The organism is Micromonospora sp. SL1-18 (assembly GCF_047921505.1).
Lineage (GTDB): Bacteria > Actinomycetota > Actinomycetes > Mycobacteriales > Micromonosporaceae > Micromonospora.
The window spans coordinates 26,991-43,986 of record NZ_JBLROA010000038.1 but is presented as its reverse complement, the minus strand read 5'-3'; the positions used below and the strand labels follow the sequence as shown (position 1 = coordinate 43,986).

At 69.9% G+C, this 16,996-nt stretch carries 16 protein-coding genes; 6 read left to right on the top strand and 10 right to left on the bottom strand.

The genetic code is table 11. The annotated features are described in order from the left end of the window. Positions 1-50 precede the first annotated feature (50 nt). The 4 genes from ACNAW0_RS19090 to ACNAW0_RS19075 form a co-directional block, all read right to left on the bottom strand. Positions 51-1,286: an extracellular solute-binding protein gene (locus ACNAW0_RS19090; RefSeq protein WP_416289269.1), complete on the bottom strand. Its 1,236-nt coding sequence runs from the start codon at positions 1,284-1,286 to the stop codon at positions 51-53. 181 nt (positions 1,287-1,467) lie between these two features. Next, positions 1,468-2,739: an enolase C-terminal domain-like protein gene (locus tag ACNAW0_RS19085; RefSeq protein WP_416289268.1), complete on the bottom strand. Its 1,272-nt coding sequence runs from the start codon at positions 2,737-2,739 to the stop codon at positions 1,468-1,470. Continuing rightward, entirely contained in the window at positions 2,736-3,647 is a 912-nt protein-coding gene (locus tag ACNAW0_RS19080) for an NAD-dependent epimerase/dehydratase family protein (RefSeq protein ID WP_416289267.1), read from the bottom strand. The genes ACNAW0_RS19085 and ACNAW0_RS19080 overlap by 4 nt, the downstream gene beginning before the upstream one ends. Positions 3,648-3,810: 163 nt before the next feature. After that, on the bottom strand, positions 3,811-4,809 hold the full coding sequence (locus ACNAW0_RS19075; RefSeq protein WP_416289266.1) for a LacI family DNA-binding transcriptional regulator: 999 nt from the start codon (positions 4,807-4,809) through the stop codon (positions 3,811-3,813). A 273-nt stretch (positions 4,810-5,082) separates the two neighbouring features. Here ACNAW0_RS19075 and ACNAW0_RS19070 point away from each other — a divergent pair, with 273 nt between their 5' ends. Continuing rightward, the gene (locus tag ACNAW0_RS19070; protein ID WP_416289265.1) at positions 5,083-8,484 is read left to right on the top strand and encodes a sugar-binding protein; all 3,402 of its coding nucleotides are present in this window, start codon (positions 5,083-5,085) and stop codon (positions 8,482-8,484) included. A gap of 236 nt (positions 8,485-8,720) precedes the next feature. On the opposite strand, the gene ACNAW0_RS19065 is transcribed toward ACNAW0_RS19070, so the two are convergent. From ACNAW0_RS19065 to ACNAW0_RS19055, 3 genes are read right to left on the bottom strand one after another with little or no spacing between them, the layout of a single operon-like run. Beyond that, complete coding sequence (locus ACNAW0_RS19065) at positions 8,721-8,903, bottom strand: hypothetical protein (protein ID WP_416289264.1); 183 nt, start codon at positions 8,901-8,903, stop codon at positions 8,721-8,723. Between the two features lie 25 nt (positions 8,904-8,928). Beyond that, entirely contained in the window at positions 8,929-9,078 is a 150-nt protein-coding gene (locus ACNAW0_RS19060; protein WP_416289263.1) for a hypothetical protein, read from the bottom strand. Positions 9,079-9,117: 39 nt separating this feature from the next. Further along, positions 9,118-9,546 carry a YybH family protein gene (locus tag ACNAW0_RS19055; RefSeq protein ID WP_416289262.1) on the bottom strand — a complete coding sequence of 143 codons (429 nt, stop codon included), beginning with the start codon at positions 9,544-9,546 and terminating at the stop codon, positions 9,118-9,120. 88 nt (positions 9,547-9,634) lie between these two features. Here ACNAW0_RS19055 and ACNAW0_RS19050 point away from each other — a divergent pair, with 88 nt between their 5' ends. The 5 genes from ACNAW0_RS19050 to ACNAW0_RS19030 all read left to right on the top strand — a co-directional run bounded on the left by ACNAW0_RS19050 (position 9,635) and on the right by ACNAW0_RS19030 (position 14,157). After that, positions 9,635-10,006, top strand: a complete 372-nt coding sequence (locus tag ACNAW0_RS19050) for a YciI family protein (RefSeq protein WP_416289261.1) — start codon at positions 9,635-9,637, stop codon at positions 10,004-10,006. After that, positions 9,994-11,199 (top strand): RNA polymerase sigma factor, encoded by a 1,206-nt coding sequence (locus ACNAW0_RS19045; protein WP_416289260.1) that lies wholly within the window; start codon positions 9,994-9,996, stop codon positions 11,197-11,199. The genes ACNAW0_RS19050 and ACNAW0_RS19045 overlap by 13 nt, the downstream gene beginning before the upstream one ends. Before the next feature lie 831 nt (positions 11,200-12,030). Continuing rightward, a complete protein-coding gene (locus ACNAW0_RS19040; RefSeq protein WP_416289259.1) occupies positions 12,031-12,981 on the top strand; it encodes an NADP-dependent oxidoreductase in 951 nt (316 codons plus the stop codon). Between the two features lie 172 nt (positions 12,982-13,153). Next, on the top strand, positions 13,154-14,008 hold the full coding sequence (locus ACNAW0_RS19035) for a hypothetical protein (protein ID WP_416289258.1): 855 nt from the start codon (positions 13,154-13,156) through the stop codon (positions 14,006-14,008). Next, on the top strand, positions 14,005-14,157 hold the full coding sequence (locus tag ACNAW0_RS19030) for a hypothetical protein (protein WP_416289257.1): 153 nt from the start codon (positions 14,005-14,007) through the stop codon (positions 14,155-14,157). Before ACNAW0_RS19035 ends, ACNAW0_RS19030 begins: the two co-directional genes overlap by 4 nt. A 12-nt stretch (positions 14,158-14,169) precedes the next feature. On the opposite strand, the gene ACNAW0_RS19025 is transcribed toward ACNAW0_RS19030, so the two are convergent. The 3 genes from ACNAW0_RS19025 to ACNAW0_RS19015 form a co-directional block, all read right to left on the bottom strand. After that, a complete protein-coding gene (locus tag ACNAW0_RS19025) occupies positions 14,170-14,439 on the bottom strand; it encodes a hypothetical protein (RefSeq protein WP_416289256.1) in 270 nt (89 codons plus the stop codon). A gap of 27 nt (positions 14,440-14,466) precedes the next feature. After that, positions 14,467-14,760 (bottom strand): hypothetical protein, encoded by a 294-nt coding sequence (locus ACNAW0_RS19020; RefSeq protein ID WP_416289255.1) that lies wholly within the window; start codon positions 14,758-14,760, stop codon positions 14,467-14,469. A gap of 149 nt (positions 14,761-14,909) precedes the next feature. Continuing rightward, complete coding sequence (locus tag ACNAW0_RS19015) at positions 14,910-16,919, bottom strand: BTAD domain-containing putative transcriptional regulator (protein ID WP_416289253.1); 2,010 nt, start codon at positions 16,917-16,919, stop codon at positions 14,910-14,912. Between the last annotated feature and the right edge of the window lie 77 nt (positions 16,920-16,996).

The window sequence follows — 16,996 nt, the reverse complement described above, 5'->3', positions numbered from 1 at the left end:
CCCCGTCGCATCACGGCGGCCGCGGCGCGACGGGGAGCCGGGAGCGGAGATCAGCCCGCGTCGATGGTCGCCTGGACCTTGCGCTGGGCGTCCTTGAGGAGCGCGTTGATGTCGGCATCCTGGCGCGTCAGCACTGCTTGGACCACGGTGTCGAGGGTCCCGTACGTCTCCTGCGTATTCGTCGGCGGCTCGGGGACCAGAGCCATCGTCTGAGCGGAGGCGAGGTACGCCGCGTAGTTCTGCCGCGGCACATTGACGTAGTCCTTCACCCAGCCGAGATAGCTGTCGGTCGTCGCCTGGTCGAAGAGCGAAAGCGCCGGTTCGCCCACCGGCTGCTTGTCGGCCGCCTTGGCCTTTGCGTCCGCGACGGCAGCCTCCTGGCTGCCGTACTTGCGGAGGTACACGTACTCCGCCCACTTGATCGCGGCCTTCACCTGGTCCGCCGAGGCGCGCGGGTTGATGATCGCGACGGTACCGCCGCCGAGCGTACCCAGCCCCTGGGCCGCCTGCGGCAATGGCGCGAGGCCGAAGTCGTCGGGCTTCATGCCGAGGTTCGACACCAGCATCTTGTACGCGTCCGCGCCCTGCACGAACATGCCGATCTTGCCGCCCGCGAACGCCTTCATGGCATCGTTGTAGCCGATCAGGAAGTTCGAGCCGAACGTGTTGTCCTCCCACCGCAGGGAGCGGTAGAACTCCAGTGCGCTGCGGGTGGCGTCGTTGTCGACGGTCGCGTTCTTGCCGTCCGCCGACTCGATGGTGCTGCCGTTGGCGTAGCTCATCGTGGTGAGCGCCCAGCCGCCGGTGTTGTCCTTCGTCATGCTCGCGAAGCCCTGTACGCCGGTGGCCGACTGGATCGCCTTCGCGGCGGCGCGTACCTCGTCCCACGTCGTGGGCGGCTTGTCGGGGTCGAGACCCGCCTTCTTGAACAGGTCGCGGTTGTAGAGCAAACCCATGCTGTACGCCTGAACTGGCACCCCGTAAATGTGGTCGCTGGAGTCCTTGACGATCTTCTGAACGGATGGGTTGATCCGGGCGATCGCGGAATCCTTGGGGATGGCGCCGGTGATATCGGCGATCTGCTTGCGAGCGATCAGTCCCTGCATCTCGGTGAAGGGGACGTAGAAAACGGTCGGGAGCTTGCCGCCGGCCAGAAGTGCTTGGAACGTGCGTACATCGAAGGTGGCTTCGTCGCCAGTGACTTTAATGCCGGGGTTTGCCGCGGTGAAGTCGGTGATGTCGCGGTTGAAGTTTTTGAGCTCCTCCGGCTGCTGGTTGTTGGGCATGCCCGCGACGGTGATCGACACGGGCCCGGATGACTCGCTCTTTGACCCGCTGCACCCGGGGACGAGGGCGAGCGCCGCGACGGCCAGGGCTGCCGGCACGAGAAGCCGGGTTCTTGTGCTTTTCATGGGTCTCCTCGGACGTTGTTGGTGGTGGATCACTCGGTGTGAGCGGTGCGGCAGGTCAGGGAGCGATGAGTCCTCCGTCCCGGCCGCGGACCCGCGCGGCCCACGCGTCGTGCCCGGACAGCCCGGCGGGGAACCGGGCCGCGGCGGCCTCGTCGAGGTCGATCCCCCAACCCGGTGCCTCGTTGGGGCGCAGCCAGCCGCGTTCGATGCGCAGCGTCCCGGGGAAGACGTCGTGCACGGCGGCGGCGTACACGTGGCCTTCCTGGATGCCGAAGGCCGGGCTGGTCACATCCAACGCGACATTTGCTGCCGCACCGATGGGCGACGTGTCGCCCGGGCCGTGCCACGCCGTGCGTACCCCGACGAGCTCCGCGGCGGCGGCGATCTTGCGCGCCGCGGTGAGGCCACCGATGTCGGAGACGTGGGAGCGGATGAAGTCGACGCCCCCGCCGAGCACGAGGCGCGCCGCGTCCGTCAGCGATGTGGTCAGCTCGCCCACCGCGAGGGGCACGGGCGACGCCGCCCGTACCTCGGGCAGGCGGTCCCAATGCTCGGGCGCGACGACGTCTTCCAGAAAGAACAAGCGGTACGCCTCAAGCGAGCGGGCGAGCACGACCGCCTGTTTCGGCGTGAGCCGCGAGTGGACATCGTGCAGCAGAGCGACGTCGGGGCCAAGCCGGGCTCGGGCCGCCGCGAAGAGTTCGGGGGTACGCCGAAGGTACTCCTCGACGTTCCAGCCGCCCGGATACTGATAGTCGACGGCTGCGGTCTGGGGCACTGCCGGGGCACCGTAGTGACCGGCGCCCGGCTGACCCGTTTGAAGCCGGATGTGCCGTAGCCCTTCCTCCAGGAGGCGTTCCGCTTGGTCAAGCGTCTCCTCCACGGTCGCACCAGCAGCGTGTAGGTAGGTGTCGGCCGCTGCGCGTGCCTTGCCGCCGAGAAGCTCGTGCACCGGCCGTCCGGCCCGCTTTCCCGCGATGTCCCACAACGCCTGGTCGAGCCCGGAGATCGCGTTGTTGCCGACCGGGCCCTCGCGCCAGTAGGACGAGAACCGGGCGAGGCGTACGAGATCTTCGATGTCGCCTGGGTACCGGCCGATAACCAGCCGGGCGAGGTGCTCCTCCACATAGGTCGCGACCGCCCGCCAGCGCTGCGTGAAGGTCGCGCAGCCCAACCCGTACAGGCCGTCGTCGTTCGTCTCGACCTTCACGACCAGCAGTGGGATGCCCTCTGGTGCGGTCGCGATCGCCCGGACCCGGGTAATGCGCACGTCGTCGGGTGCTTCCCAGGGCTGGGCGAAGGGGGACGTCGCGTCTTGCGGACTCATGCGGATGCCTCCATGACGGATGCCTCGCCGTCGGTGAGCGAGACGACGGGGGCCCAGCCGAGTACGCGGTGAGCAGCGGAGGTGTCGATCGGCGCGCGACGTCCGTCGAAGCGTTGCCTGCGCTCGACGTGGGCGGCGTAGCGGTCGAGAAGCTTCTCCGTGGGCTCAGTCATGATGGTGTCCGCTGCGGCGACCAGGAGCGTATGCATCCCGGAGATCGGCTGTGTGAGGCCGCGAAGGATCGCATCGACGGCATCCGACATCTCCAGGTACGCCCACCCCTCACGCGCGAGGCGTGCCGGTTCGCCGGGAATCGTGATCATGCGCCGCACCGTGTCCCGCAACGCGGCGAGCTCGCGGACCAGCGGGAAGCGCAGGGCGACGACGGTCATGTCCCATCGGCTGCAGGCCAACGCGCCGATCTGCTCGTCAACCCATTTCGACAGCGAGTACGCGTCGTCGTGCGCCACGGGCGACGCCTCGTCCAGCGGGTAGTATGCGGGCATCACGTCATGCCGATTCATCGGTACGCCGAAGGCGTTGATGGAACTCGCGATGACCGCCCGGCGGATGCCCGCCTCTCCCGCGCATGCAAGGACCGTGAACGTCGCGGAGGTGTTCCCGACGAACACGGCCCGCGGCGTGTCGAGGTTGGGGTGTGCCGTCGCCGCGAGATGCACGACCGCGTCAGCGTCCGCCAGCGCGTCTCGCACCAGGACTTCATCGGCGGCGTCGCCGGTGAAGACCCGGTCCGCCGGTGTCGGCGCGGACCACGTGCGAGACAGCGCGGTGACGGCGATGCCGCGGGCGAGGAGCGCCTCGACCATCGGCCGGCCAAGGGTCCCGTCGGCACCTGTGACCAGCACTCGGGCGGGGTGGATGAGCTCAGGCACGCCGATGATCCTCACTGTCGGAACCGGGTTGCGAAACTGCTTTCGCAGCAGAGAAGCACACGCCAACTGAGGATGTCAATACGCAAATGCCGACGGAGGACTCCGGCACACGCCGAGACGCGGCAGGCCCGTCAGGACGGCCGTGCTGTCAGGAACGCTGCCCTGTCGGGCTGTGCCGTCAGGAGGAAGGACCGAGCACGAGGGTCGGCGCCACGAGGTGCTCGCCGGGTGCCCGCTCGGGAGAAAGGACATCGGCGGCGGCCAGCCGGCCGAGCCGCTGCAGCTCCAGATCGACGGTGGTCAGCCGGCGGATGCCCTGGTCGAGGACGATGCCTTCCCAGTTGTCGACGCCGACGACGGCGATGTCCGCGGGCACCCGGAGGCCGCGCGCGGCGCAGACCTCAAGTACGCCCAGGCCGATATGGTCGTTGCCGCAGAAGATGGCGTCGACCTCGGCACCGGAATCGAGCAGCTCAGACATCGCCTCGGCGCCCCAGTCGTGAGACCAGGACCCGTGCCGGGTCTCGCCAGCCTGCTTCAGCCCGGCAACCTCCAGTTCCGTACGCATCCCGCGCTCACGCAGGCGCACGGCGATGCTGTCCCGATCGCCCGTGATGTGGGCGATACGCGTATGCCCGCCGTCCACCAGGTGCCGCGTCGCGAGGCGCCCCGCACCCTCGTTGTCGGGCAGGTAGACGGCATCCTCGCGGTGATCCGACGCCGCGAACGCGTACGTCACGGGTACGCCGAAGTGGTGCGTCACCGAGGGCGACACGCGTTCGTGACCGTCCCCGACGACGAGAAGACCGTCAATGCGGCGTGCCTGGAGCGCGCGGATGCTGTCGGTCATCTGGCGCGGCACGAGCAGGTCCTCGTCGAACACGAGAGACGCCTGTTGCAGCTCGCCGAGCTGAAGCACCGCGCCGATGAGGACCGGACCCGCGAAGGTACTGGCCGCGCGGTAGGTCAAGATCCCGATGGTCCGGCTTCGCCCGAGCGCGAAGGAGCGCGCGAGCGCGTTCGGCTGGAAGTCGAGCCGCTCCGCGACCTCACGCACGCGCGCCCGGGTCTCCTCCGAGATCCGATCGCCCCCGTTCAGGGCCTTGGACGCGGTGGAAAGCGACACGCCGGCAATCGCCGCGATGTCGCTCAACCGGACGCTGCGCTTGGACGGCATGCCGGAAGCATACCGGCGCGAGGGCATTGACAGAGTCCGGCCGGCCGGTGAAAATTGCCGCACTGCGAAACCGCTTTCGCACCGCAAAAGCCTCCCCGTCCTCTCGATCGCGATCATCCGACGCCTCATCGAGGAGTGCTCATGCCCAGGACCATCCCTCCTCGCTCCGAAAGAGCGCTCCCCCGCCGAGCGCTCGCCCTGCTGGCTTCCCTCGCTGCCGTCATGGCGCCGCTATCCGTCCCACAGTCCGCCGCCGCCAACACCGGGCCCGTCGTGATCGGCGACTTCGAACACGGCACCGATCCGTGGTTCCCGGTGACGACGGGCGGCGCCACAGCGACGCTCACGACCACGACCGACGCGCCCGCGGGCGGAACAGCGTCCGCCCGCATCCAGGCGAATGCGCCGAGCGGAACGATCGAGATGGCACGCGCCGTCCCCTCGCTTGACCTGCAAAGACTCGACCTCTCGGTACGCAGCGCCCAGCTGACCGGCCTGGTCCTGCGCCTCGTCGACAGCACCGGGCAGGCGCACCAGCAGACCCTCACGCTCTCGCCCGGCACACAATGGCAGACACTGTCGGTCACCGCCTTCGCGGGCGGTGCTCAGTACGTTCACTGGGGCGGCGCCAATGACGGCGTGTGGCACGGCCCGCTGACGCAGATCTCGCTGCTGATCGACGCGTTCCGCATTTCTCCCGGCCCCGCCGTGACGCTCGACGTCGACGATGTCATCGCCCAGGGACCGCCGCCCCCGCTCGCCATCAGGCCGACCACGCTCGGCAACGCCTTCACGACCGACGACACCGTGTCGTTCGGCGTCGACACGGCCGCCACGTCGCTCAGTTGGTCGGTGCGCGACGCGTACGGGGCCGTCGTCGCCGCGGGCTCCGGCACCCCGGCACAGCTCGGAAACACCATTTCCCTCGGTACGCTCGGGACCGGCTGGTACACGGTTGACATTGCCGCCGTCCAGCCCGATGGCACCACCGTCAACGGCGGCACGGACGTTTCGGTGTTGCCCGCGAGCACGCTCCGTGAACGGCGCATTGGTGCCGCGACGCACTACGGTCAGCGGTGGCCGACAGCCTCCGCCCCCTTGCTCGGGAAGGCTGGTCTCGGCTTCGCTCGCGACGAGGCGTACTGGTCGGAAGTCGAACGGGTCAAAGGCACGTACGCCTTCCCCTCGCGCGTGGAGAACGCCACGGCGGCGCTGCGCGCGAACGACGTGGACTTCCTACCGGTGCTCGACTACGGCAACGCGCTCTACCACCAGGGAGAAGCGCCCGCAACCAATGCGGGGCGAGCCGGTTTCGCCGGGTACGCCCAGGCATCCGTCAACCACTTCGGCACCGCGCGCGCGGCGTACGAAGTGTGGAACGAATGGAACATCCGCGACGTAAACGGCCCCGCAGGGGCGACGCCGCAAAACTATGTCGCGCTGCTCGCCGCCACGGCCACGAAAGTGAAGGCGACGCATCCGGACGCGACGCTGGCCGGGCCTGCCCTCGCGCCGATGAACGACTGGCAGGGCTGGCTCGACGGCTTCATCTCCGCCGGCGGCCTCGACCACATCGACGCGTTCTCGACTCACCCGTACGACTTCACCGCCGAGCCGGAGGCGTTCAGAACCCACGTGGCGATCCTGCGGCAGAAGTTCGCCGCGGCGGGGCGCCCCGACATGCCGATCTGGTTCACCGAGCAGGGCTGGTACACGACGCAGAACCCTCCCGGCGTAGCACCTGGCGTACAGGCCCGCAACCTCGCGCGCGCACAACTGCTCAGCCTCGGCGACGGAATCGGGCGCTACACCGTCTACGACTTCAAGGACGACGGCACGAACCCGGCCGACGCCGAGCACAACTTCGGGATGATCCGCAACGAGGTTGACGCTCGTGGTGCGTACGCTCCGAAGCCCGCGTTCACCGCTGAGGGCGTACTCACGCGTCAGACGGCGCAGCGCCCCGTACGCGCAGTTCTGTCGCTCGGCACCGGCCACTACGGCGTCGAGTTCGGCCCGCGTACGGGCGAATCCGCTGACACGCGTATGCAGGCGCTGTGGGCACTGACGCCGCAGACGTGGAGCGTCCAGGCGACCGGATCGGTAACAGCCACCAACCTCTACGGCGGTACGACCGTCCTTGAACCCGACGCCGCCGGACGTGTGCACGTCTCGGTGGGTGCGGAACCGATCTATCTGCAAGGCGCATTGGGCCAGGTCGCGACCACCTCGCCATTCTCGCTGGCCGTGACGGGCGCCGTCGGTGGGATCGCGCCGGATGCCACCTGGCACATCGCCAACACGGGGACGTCGGCACGCACCCTCTCGCTCGTCTCCGATGGGCTGACCACGCAGGCGACCGTGCCCGCCGGGGCGACGCAGGACGTCGCGGCGGGGCTCGCGCCCGCTCAGGTCGGGCAGCGCACCTGGACCGCGGTCGTGCGGGAGGGAGGTCACGCGATCGGCGTCCTTACCGCCGCCGCGCAGGTCGTTCCCGCATTGCAGCTGACGGGTGAGCACGCGCTGAGCGCTGCCGGCGCGGACGTGCTGCGGCTCAAGGTTCTCAATCGCAGCACGCATGCGGTACGCCTCGACGGCGTCACCTGGGCCGTCGGCGGTTCGAGGGGAACGGTGCTGGCCGATGCGCAGGTGGCGGGCGGAGCCATGGCCGTACAGGATGTTCCGCTCACCACCTTCGGTGCGTGGGCGGCGACCGTCTCCGGACCTGCGACCGGTACCGCGAGCGGCATCGTTGTAGCTGCGAGTTCAGTGGCGGTGGACATCCCATACCAGACGGTGAAGATCGACGGCGTGGTGGACCGCGCCCTGGAGAAGCTCCCGGCGCAGACGCTTGGGAAGGACGAGCAGGCGATCACCGGATGGAAGGGCCCGCACGACCTCAGCGGGAGCCTGTGGATCACCCACGACGACAGCCGGCTCTACCTCACGGCGCAGATCACCGACGACGTCCAGGCGCAGCCCACAAGGGGTGCGGCCATCTGGCAGGGCGACAGTCTCCAGCTCGGGTCGTCCCCCGGCTGGCCAGGCGAAAATGGTCGCCCCGTAGGCGAGGTCGGCACGGCCCTGACCGACGTGGGACCGGTCGATGTCACCCGATGGCTACCGGTGAGCGGCGGGACGGACGGCATCACGACCATGGTGAAGCGGGACGAGAAGACGAAGACGACGACCTACGAGCTGGCAGTGACGTGGGCGGCGCTCGGGGTCGACCCGGCCAATCGCATCATGGCCGCCACGATCGCGATCAACGACAACGACGGGTCGGGCCGCCGTGGCTGGAGCACATGGGGCAAGGGTGTCGCCGAGTCGAAGGATCCGAGTCTGTTCCACGCCCTGCGGCTCATGCCTCCCGGCGGTGACGAGGTGGACCTGTCGACACAGGCACGGACGGTATGCCTTCCGTCCGGTGGCGCCGTCGCGGTCGAAGTGACGAACCGGGAGCTGCTGGCAGCCGGTGTCCGCATCACCACTCCTTGGGGCACCAAGGAGTTCCGCGATGTGCCGCCCGGTATGCAGGTCTCCCAGACCTTCCCCACCGGGTCGGTATCGCTTCCCGCCGGGAAGGTGACCGTGAACGGTACGGTCGTCGCCGCGAGCGGAAAGCCGTCCTACCAAGTGCGGCAGGTGCCCTACCCGCCGATCAACTGTCCCTAACCGAGGCCACCTGGACGACGGCGGAGAGGAAGTCCCTCTCCGCCGTCAATTTTCGTCACAGCTGACCCAAGCCAGCCAGCTGACCGGGGCGGGCGCGGGACGGCAGATTGATCGATTCCAACTCTCCCGAGCGGGCGCTGACCACACGCGAGATCGAGATCCTGTGGATGGTCGCCGAAGGCCGCCGTAGCGGCATTATCCCGTAGCCAGGCGCGGCGCCGGTTGCGGCTGCGACCTCATGCGGTCCGATGGCCGCCTGGGCTGGCTTCGAGCCAGCCCCGCCGTGCCGCTTGGAACCCCAGCTGTATGCGGGTACGCACCTTCGCGATATCCATCAGGTGCCCGACCCTGCGCTGCACCGTCCGCAGGGATGTGCGCAGTTGGGTGGCGAGCGCCTGATCGGTGAGGCCGGTCAGCAACAGGCTGAGGATCTGTGCATCCAGGTCATCGACGACCCTGCGGGTGCCGACAATGTGGCAGGCGGATCGACTCGGTACGACGCAGCCACAGCCACAGCCAGCCCACCAGCAGCGCCACGACCAGGCTGGCCCCGCCCCGGGCGGCGACCATCTCCGGGTTGCGCGGAAACGCCACCGAGGGGCGTCGGCGGCGGGCCCAGCGCCCCTGATCACCTCAGTCGGTGGGGGTCAGCCCGGTCGAGGCGCGGAACGAGCCGTCCATCTCGAACGGCACCGACTCGTGCTCGTGCGTCACCAGCCAGCGCCCGTCGATGCGGCGCAGCCCCAGCGTCACTCGGAACCACAGGCTGAAGCTCTCGGTGGAGCCGCGAGGCACAGCGGTCAGGCAGTCGAGGCTGGTCGCGAACGCCACGTCGCCGTCCGTGGTGATCTCCAACTGGGTGACCTCGCGGCGCGGCGGCGCCTCGAAGGTGGCCATCCAGGCCTCCAGCGCGGCCGGGTTCCGGCCGTCGCCGGGCTGGCGCAGCGGCGGGGCGAGGGTGTACTCGACGAAGCTGGGCGCGTAGTACGACAGGATGGCCTTGGCGTCACCTTTCTGCAGCAGCGCGGCCTTGCCCTCGATGGCTTCCCGGATCTCGTCCATGACAGGTCCTACCTTTCTCTCTTGTCCGGGATGTCGAAGCCGGGCCGGCCGGTTTCGACATCCCGGGCAAGAGAGAAGGAGAGAAGCCATGAAATACCTGATCCTGATCCAGTCGAACCCGCAGTCGCTGGCCGTCTGGGAGACGCTGACCGATCAGCAGCGGACCGACTTCGGCCTCGGTCACCTGCGGCTGACCGAGGAGATGCGCGAGGCCGGCGTGCTGGTGGTCAGCGAAGGGCTGGGCGACCCGGCCCTGGCCACCCAGGTCTCGGTGCGCGACGGTAGGACGATCACCTCCGACGGCCCGTACGCCGAGGTCAAGGAGCATCTGGCCGGCTTCTACCTGATCGACGTCGCGGATCTCGACGAGGCGGTCGCCTGGGCCGCGAAGGCGCCGGACGCCGCGTACACCCGGGTCGAGGTGCGCCCGATCCTCGATATGAGCACATGGGAGCTGTGACCGGGCTGCCGGACCTGCTGCGCGAATGCGCGCCGCAGGTCCTGGCCGCCGTGGTGCGCCGCTACGGCGACTTCGAGGCCTGCGAGGACGCGGTGCAGGAGGCGCTGATCGCGGCCGCCCGGCAGTGGCCGGATACCGGCGTCCCGGAGCAGCCGCGGAACTGGCTGATCAATGTGGCGAGCCGCCGACGGGTGGACCTGCTGCGCAACGAGACGGCCCGCCGGCGCCGCGAGGAGGCGGTCCGCCACGAGCCCGCGCCGCAGGTCCGTGGCGACGACGAGTTGGCGTTGCTGCTGCTCTGCTGCCATCCCGCGCTGAGCGTGCCGGCGCAGGTCAACCTCACCCTGCGGGCGGTCGGCGGGCTCACTACCGCGGAGATCGCCCGGGCGCTGCTGCTGCCGGAGGCCACCGTCGGCCAGCGGATCAGCCGGGCCAAGCAGCGGATCCGCGACACCGGCACCCGGTTCAATATGCCCGCGCCGGGCGAGCTCGGCGAGCGTCTCACCGCGGTCCGCCACGTGCTCTACCTGATCTTCAACGAGGGCTACACGGCCAGCTCCGGCGACGCCTTGAACCGGGTGGAGCTGACCCGGGAGGCGATCCGGCTGACCCGGCAGCTACACCGGCGCCTGCCGGACGACGGCGAAGTGGCCGGGCTGCTCGCGTTGATGCTGCTCACCGACGCGCGCCGGCCCTCGCGTACCGGGCCGGACGGCACCCTGGTCCCGCTCGCCGAGCAGGACCGGCGCCGCTGGGACGCGGCCGCGATCGCCGAAGGCGTCACGATCATCACCCACACGCTGGCGCGGGCCCCAATCGGCCCGTTCCAGCTGCAGGCCGCGATCGCGGCGGTGCACGACGAGGCAGCGCGCGCCGAGGACACCGATTGGCCGCAGATCCTCGCCCTGTACGGGATGCTGCACGCACTCGCCCCGAGCCCGATGGTCACGCTGAACCGGATCGTGGCGCGTGCCATGGTCGACGGCCCGGAAGCCGGGCTCGCCGCTCTAGACCAGATCGCTGAGGATCCGGTGCTGGCCCGGCACCACCGGACCGCGGCGGTGCGGGCCCATCTGCTGGAGCTGGCCGGCGACCAGGCCGGGGCGCAGGAGCATTACCGGCTGGCGGCGCGGCTCACGCTCAGCCAGCCCGAGCAGCGCTATCTGGAGTCGCGGGCCGCGCAGCTCCTCTGAATTTTTTCAACCTGGCATCGGGCCGAGGCATCCGGGCCATTGGCCGGCGCCGGGTGTTGCCGCCCTGACCACGTTGAAAAAGGTTCGTTGGTCCAAACGGACGCGCGGCAGCGGGCCCGCCATCAACAGCGCTCTCCCGTCCCCGTCGCTGCCGGGCATGACAACTGAAGATGTACGCCCTGCTCAATGAGCGGCCGGTGCCCGACGGCACCGGCCGCTTCTTCATGCCCGCCGGAGCAACCGGCACGACCAACTCTCGGAGGACCTCTCCCATGACAACCCACCCATCCGCCAGCGCCCGATTCACCGATACATCGAGCTACCGCCCGACGGCCGCGCCCGCCGTGAGCGTTGATGCTGGCGTTGCCCTCCAATCCGCCCCGTTACCCACTCAGGTAGGGGACGCCGAAGAGCGAGCGATTCGCGCCGACCGGTGCTTGTCTCGGCCCGGCGCAGCGGGTGGCGGCGGCCGGCCAAGATCGGGCCGCGGGTCACTGCGTGAGCTTGGCCCGAGGTAGGGCCACAGGCTGTGGGTCCAGCTCAACTGGCCTGCTCGGCGGTCCGAGGCGGAGCCTCTCTGGTGCCTCGTCTTTGAACGTTGATCGTGTAATCCGCACATGCTTGGCTTCGGCGGTCGCCGTCAGACGACCGCCGCGTGCTGCTGCCCCGGAGCCCCTGATCCAGCGCGCTTCTGCGCCGAAGGGGCATGGGTTACGGAAGTCCGACAGGCGCGCTGCCGAACCGCCAGATAATGCGGGAGTTGGCCTGCGGTTTATCCCCAGGGCGGCCGGTGGGCTGATCGAAATACGGTCGGGAGGGAGCAGCAGTCGGATGAGCACGATGCACGCCGTGAGAGCTCACACCAGAGGCGGGCCGGAGCAGCTCGTGTACGAGGAGGCGCCGCGGCCTGAGCCGGGGCCTGGTGAGGTGTTGGTGGCCGTGAAGGCTGCTTCCATGACACCCACTGAGCTCACCTGGCCGCAGACTTGGACGTACAGCTCGGACGAGTCAGGGCCTGAGCGCACTCCGATCATCCCGTCGCATGAGTTCTCCGGAGTCGTCGCGGCGTCCGGGACGGGGGTGGAGAGCCCCGCCGAGGGGGAGGCCGTCTACGGCTTGATCCCTTTCACCCGCGATGGCGCGGCGGCCGAGTACGTCGCCGTGCCCGCGGCCGTCCTGGCGGCCAAACCCGCCACCGTTGACCACGACCACGCCGCAGCGCTCCCACTGGCCGCGTTGAGTGCCTGGCAGGCACTGGTGGACCACGCCGACCTGCAGGCCGGCCAGCACGTGCTGGTGCAGGGCGGCGCCGGCGGCGTGGGGAGCTACGTGGTGCAGCTCGCAGCCGGCCTCGGTGCTCGCGTGAGCGCCACGGCGGCGGCGGCCGACCTGGAATTCGTCAAGGGCCTGGGTGCCGAGCAGGTTATCGACTATGCGCACGACCGCTTCGAGGACCACGTCCGCGACGTGGACGTGGTCGTTGATCTTGTCGGAGGAGCCACGCAGGCGCGGTCCTGGTCAGTCCTGAAACCGGGCGGTGTCCTGGTCACCCTCGTCACCCCACCCGACCAGCAGGAAGCAGCCCGGCATGGCGCTCGTGGGGTGTACTTCATCGTCGAGCCCAACCAGAACGCGTTGCGTTCCATCGCCGAGCTCGTCGATAACGGCCAGTTGAGGCCGGTGCTGGACCGAGTGCTGCCCCTCACTGAGACGCACTCAGGTTACGAGGCACTCGAGACAGCCAAACGCCGCGGTAAGATCGTCATCCACGTCGCTGACTAGTCACTGCCGTCGGGTCCGGTAGCCGCTGGCAGGTGGGCACTCCCCATTGCAGGACGCGTGGCAGTCCTATTGGCAGATCGTGCCCCTGCCGGTGGTCGGGAGACGGAATCGCTGATGGGATGTCGTGCCCGCTGTGCGCCAGCCTGGTTTTGGCAGGCGGCGGAGGCAGTTGATGGCGGACCTGGACACCCTGGTCAATCAGGTATGGAGCCCGGAGACCCGGCACCTAGCCGGGGAGGCGCTGCGCTGCTACAACGCTGGCGCGTTCCGGGCCAGCATCGCCGCGACGTGGACCGCCGTCACCGCCGACATCATCACGAAGCTGATCGGGCTCGCCGACGACGGCGACTCGACGGCGATCCCGTTCCGCACGGCTGTCACCAACGCGCAGGCGCACGGGCTCAACCGCGAAGGCGTCAAAGCCATGCAGGCCATCGAGGCCGACCTGCTCACCGACGCGGAGAAGTTCGAACTGATCGACGCGATCGACGCCCACGAGCTCAGCCGCATCCAGGAGGACCGCAACCTCTGCGTGCACCCGTCCCTGCGGCTGCACGGCGGCACCTACGAGCCCCACGCGGAAGTGGCCCGCGGGCATCTCGTCGTCGCGCTCACCGCCCTGCTCACCCATCCACCGACGCAGGGCAGCCGGGCACTCGATGAGTTCAAGAGCTACATCTGCGATTCCAGCTTTTCCCCGACACCGGCGCACCTACAGGCGGCATACTTCGACCGCGTCCCCTCCGCCGCCCAACGCCGCATCATCCAGCTCGCCGCCAAGAGCGCCCTGCTGGAGCTGGACCCGGGTGGACTGCTGCCGGCGATCGAGCACGCCGACCGAATGGCCGTCGCACTGGAGGCGTTCGCTGCCCGCAACCGGGCCCTCGTCCGAGAAGCCGTGACCGGCCAGCGTGACAGGTTCGGCACCGTCGACGGCCCGGCCCAGATGCGGGCGCTCATCCGGTTCGCCGACGCGGATTACTTCTGGGACCTCGTCGACGAAGGGCTGGCCAACCGGCGCTCGTGAGCACGAGCACCAGGGCTGCCGATCCCGCGGGCTCGACCAAGTTGCAGTTCGGCGCGGCGTACGCGGCGGGGGTCGGTCCCGTGATGCCGGACGAGCGGTTCCCGCCGATCGGCAACGGCGGCCCGGGACCGGAGGCGTCGGCCCGGTGAACCGGCGGGGGTCTACCGCCACGCCCTGCCGTCGACGGACTGGCCGCCAGCGGCCTCGGCCGTCGCCGCCGAGCGGGACGCCGGACGCTTTCGGATCAGGCCCCACGGCTTGAACACCGCCAGGGTCATCGCGACGAGCAGGGCGGTCGGCGACACGATCGGCGGATAGGCCATGTTGCCGAGCACGGCGTTCACCGGTTCCCCGGCCGCGAGTTGCCGGCCCAGCTGGGTCAATTCGGCCACACTGGGCCGCAGCGCGAGCGGTACGAGGGCGGTGAGCACGAGATTCAGCGCCAGCTTGGTCGCGACCTACCAGTAACGGACCAGCCCGTACCTGGTGCTCAGGCCCAGCACCACGCCACTGGCGAGGCAGAGGATGCCCACCGTGAACAACGGCCAGACCGTGAAGAGTCCGAGCGCCTGGTAGCAGAGCGCCCGGGTGCCGGTGTCGTCGGTGAAGACCGAGGTCACGACGAGTAGACCCATCACGACGTCGATACCGAGCCAACTGCCGGCCGACGCTATGTGGACCACCAGCACTGTCTTGCGGGTGCGGTTTCCGAGCCGGAATCGCCGGCTACCACCCGTCGCGACGCTCGCCATGCGGGACCACATCCCCGTCGGTCGGCCTTGGTGGTGGCCGCCGGGGCGGCTCACCGTGACGGCTTCGATCCTGTCGCGCCCGGACCGTCCGGCCGTCCGTTCACGCGCGGCGACCGCCGTACGTCCGGGGGCGTAGCACGCCTCAGGATTCAGGCCCGGCCGGCCGTCATGAAACACGGGTCCCGTGCCTCGCGGGAGATCAGGTGCGGCAGGTCCCACGCCCGGGGCCAGGGCGAAACGGGTTCGACGAGCGATATCTCGGTGTGCGGCCCAGGCCCCGGACGATTCGGTCCCGTCGGGATCCCGGGCGGTGGATCCGCCGCCGCGCGCCGCGCCGCGTCGCGTTCCCGCACGTACAGGCGGATCAATTCGGGGAACCGGTACCGGGGCCGGCGTTCGGTGTCTAGGCCCGCGAACCCGAGGATCTGCCGTTCCATCAGCCGGTCGACGAGACTCTCCGCGGCGGCCGGTGATACGCCCAGCACCGCGGCCACCACCCGGGTAGGGAAGTCCGCCACATCCAGCGACGCCAACCGTCCCGCCGCCAACTCGATGTCCGAATCCAGGTTGCGCAGGCTCGGTTCGAGACTGGCGCGCAGGTCGAGGTCGCCGGTCCGCAGTTCGTCCAACCGCCGGTCGGGATCGGCCAACCGATCGGCGAGCCCGCGCAGCGACCACTCCGGTCGGGACGCCGCCCGGGCGCCCGCGATCCGAAGCGCCAGCGGCAACCGGCCACACAGTCCGACGATCCGCCATGCCTCGGTCGCCTCGGCCGACACCCGCTCCTGGCCGGCCGTGGCGGCCAGCAGAGCCAACGCCTCTTCGCCGGGCAGCGCGTCGAGGCGTATCCGGTGGGCTCCCTCCAGGCCGGCCAGCTCGGCCCGGCTGGTGACCAGCACTGCGCAGCCCGTCCAGCCCGGGAGCAGCGGGCGGGCCTGCGCCGCGTCGGCCGCGTCGTCCAGCACCAGCAACACCCGCCGGCCGGCGGTCAGCGACCGGAACAGCCGTACTCGATCGGCGACGTCGTCCGGTACGGCGGATCGGGGCATCCCCAGTGCGCGGAGCATCCCGAGCAGCACCGCCGCCGGTTCCCGGCCACCGCGGGTGCCCCGCAGATCGACGTGCACCTGCCCGTCGGGATAGTGCGCCCGCATCAGATGCGCCACGTGCGTGACCAGCGCGCTCTTGCCTACGCCGGGCGGTCCGCTGACCGCGATCACCGGTAGCGCGGTGCCAGTGGCCGGGCCGCCGAGTCGGTGGCTGATCTCGGCCACCTCGTCCCGCCGGCCAATGAAATCGCCGATGTCGCGGGGCAGTTGGGCCGGTGGGCCGGCCGACACCCGTACGGCCGCAGGCGCGTCCGCCAGCGCGTCGGACCGGACGCCGCTGAGGATCGCGCGTTCGATCCGACGCAGCTCGGGGCCCGGTTCTAGACCCAGTTCGTCGATCGTCAGCCGCCGCCCGGCGCGATAGACGGCCAGCGCGTCGGCGGTACGGCCGTCCTCGTGCAGCGCCGTCATGAGCCGGCCGCGCAGCCCCTCCCGCAGCGGATGCTCGGCCACCAGATGGATGAGTTCCGGCACCACGTCCCGGTGCCGACCCACCGCGAACTCGGCGTCGATCAGCTTCTCGGTCGCGGCGAGCCGCGACTCCGCGAGCCGCTGCGCCTCGGCGACCGCGAACGGTGCCGGCACGTCGGCGAGCGCCGGACCGCGCCACAACGCCAGCGCCGCCCGCAGCGCCAGCGCGGCCTCGGCCGGGCGTCCGGCCAATGTCTGGGCGTCGGCCTGCCGGACGTACGCGTCGAAGTTCTCGACATCGAGCTGCTCGGGATCGATCCGGGCTAGATAGCCGGGCGGCTGGGTGGTCAACCACTGCCCGGCGGCCGACCGGCCGGCCTCCCCGGCCAGCCGGCGCAGCGCGGAGACCACGTTGACCACCTGGTCCCGCGCGGTCGCCGGGGGGCGCTCCGGCCAGAGCCGGTCGACGATGTCGTCGAGCGGCACCACCTGGTTCGGCCGCAACAACAGCACGGCGAGTACGACCCGCAGCCGCGCAGCGGTAAGCGCCACCGGGCCGGACCGCGTGTGCATCTTGATCGGGCCGAGGATGCCGAAGCCCAGGCCGGCGGTCTCGTTGTCGTCGTGAGTCAACTCCATGGACCGACCCCTTCACTCTGGGTAAGCTGACGCCTTTGTGCCCCCCGGGGGTGTTGACCACACCGTAGTGACGGTTC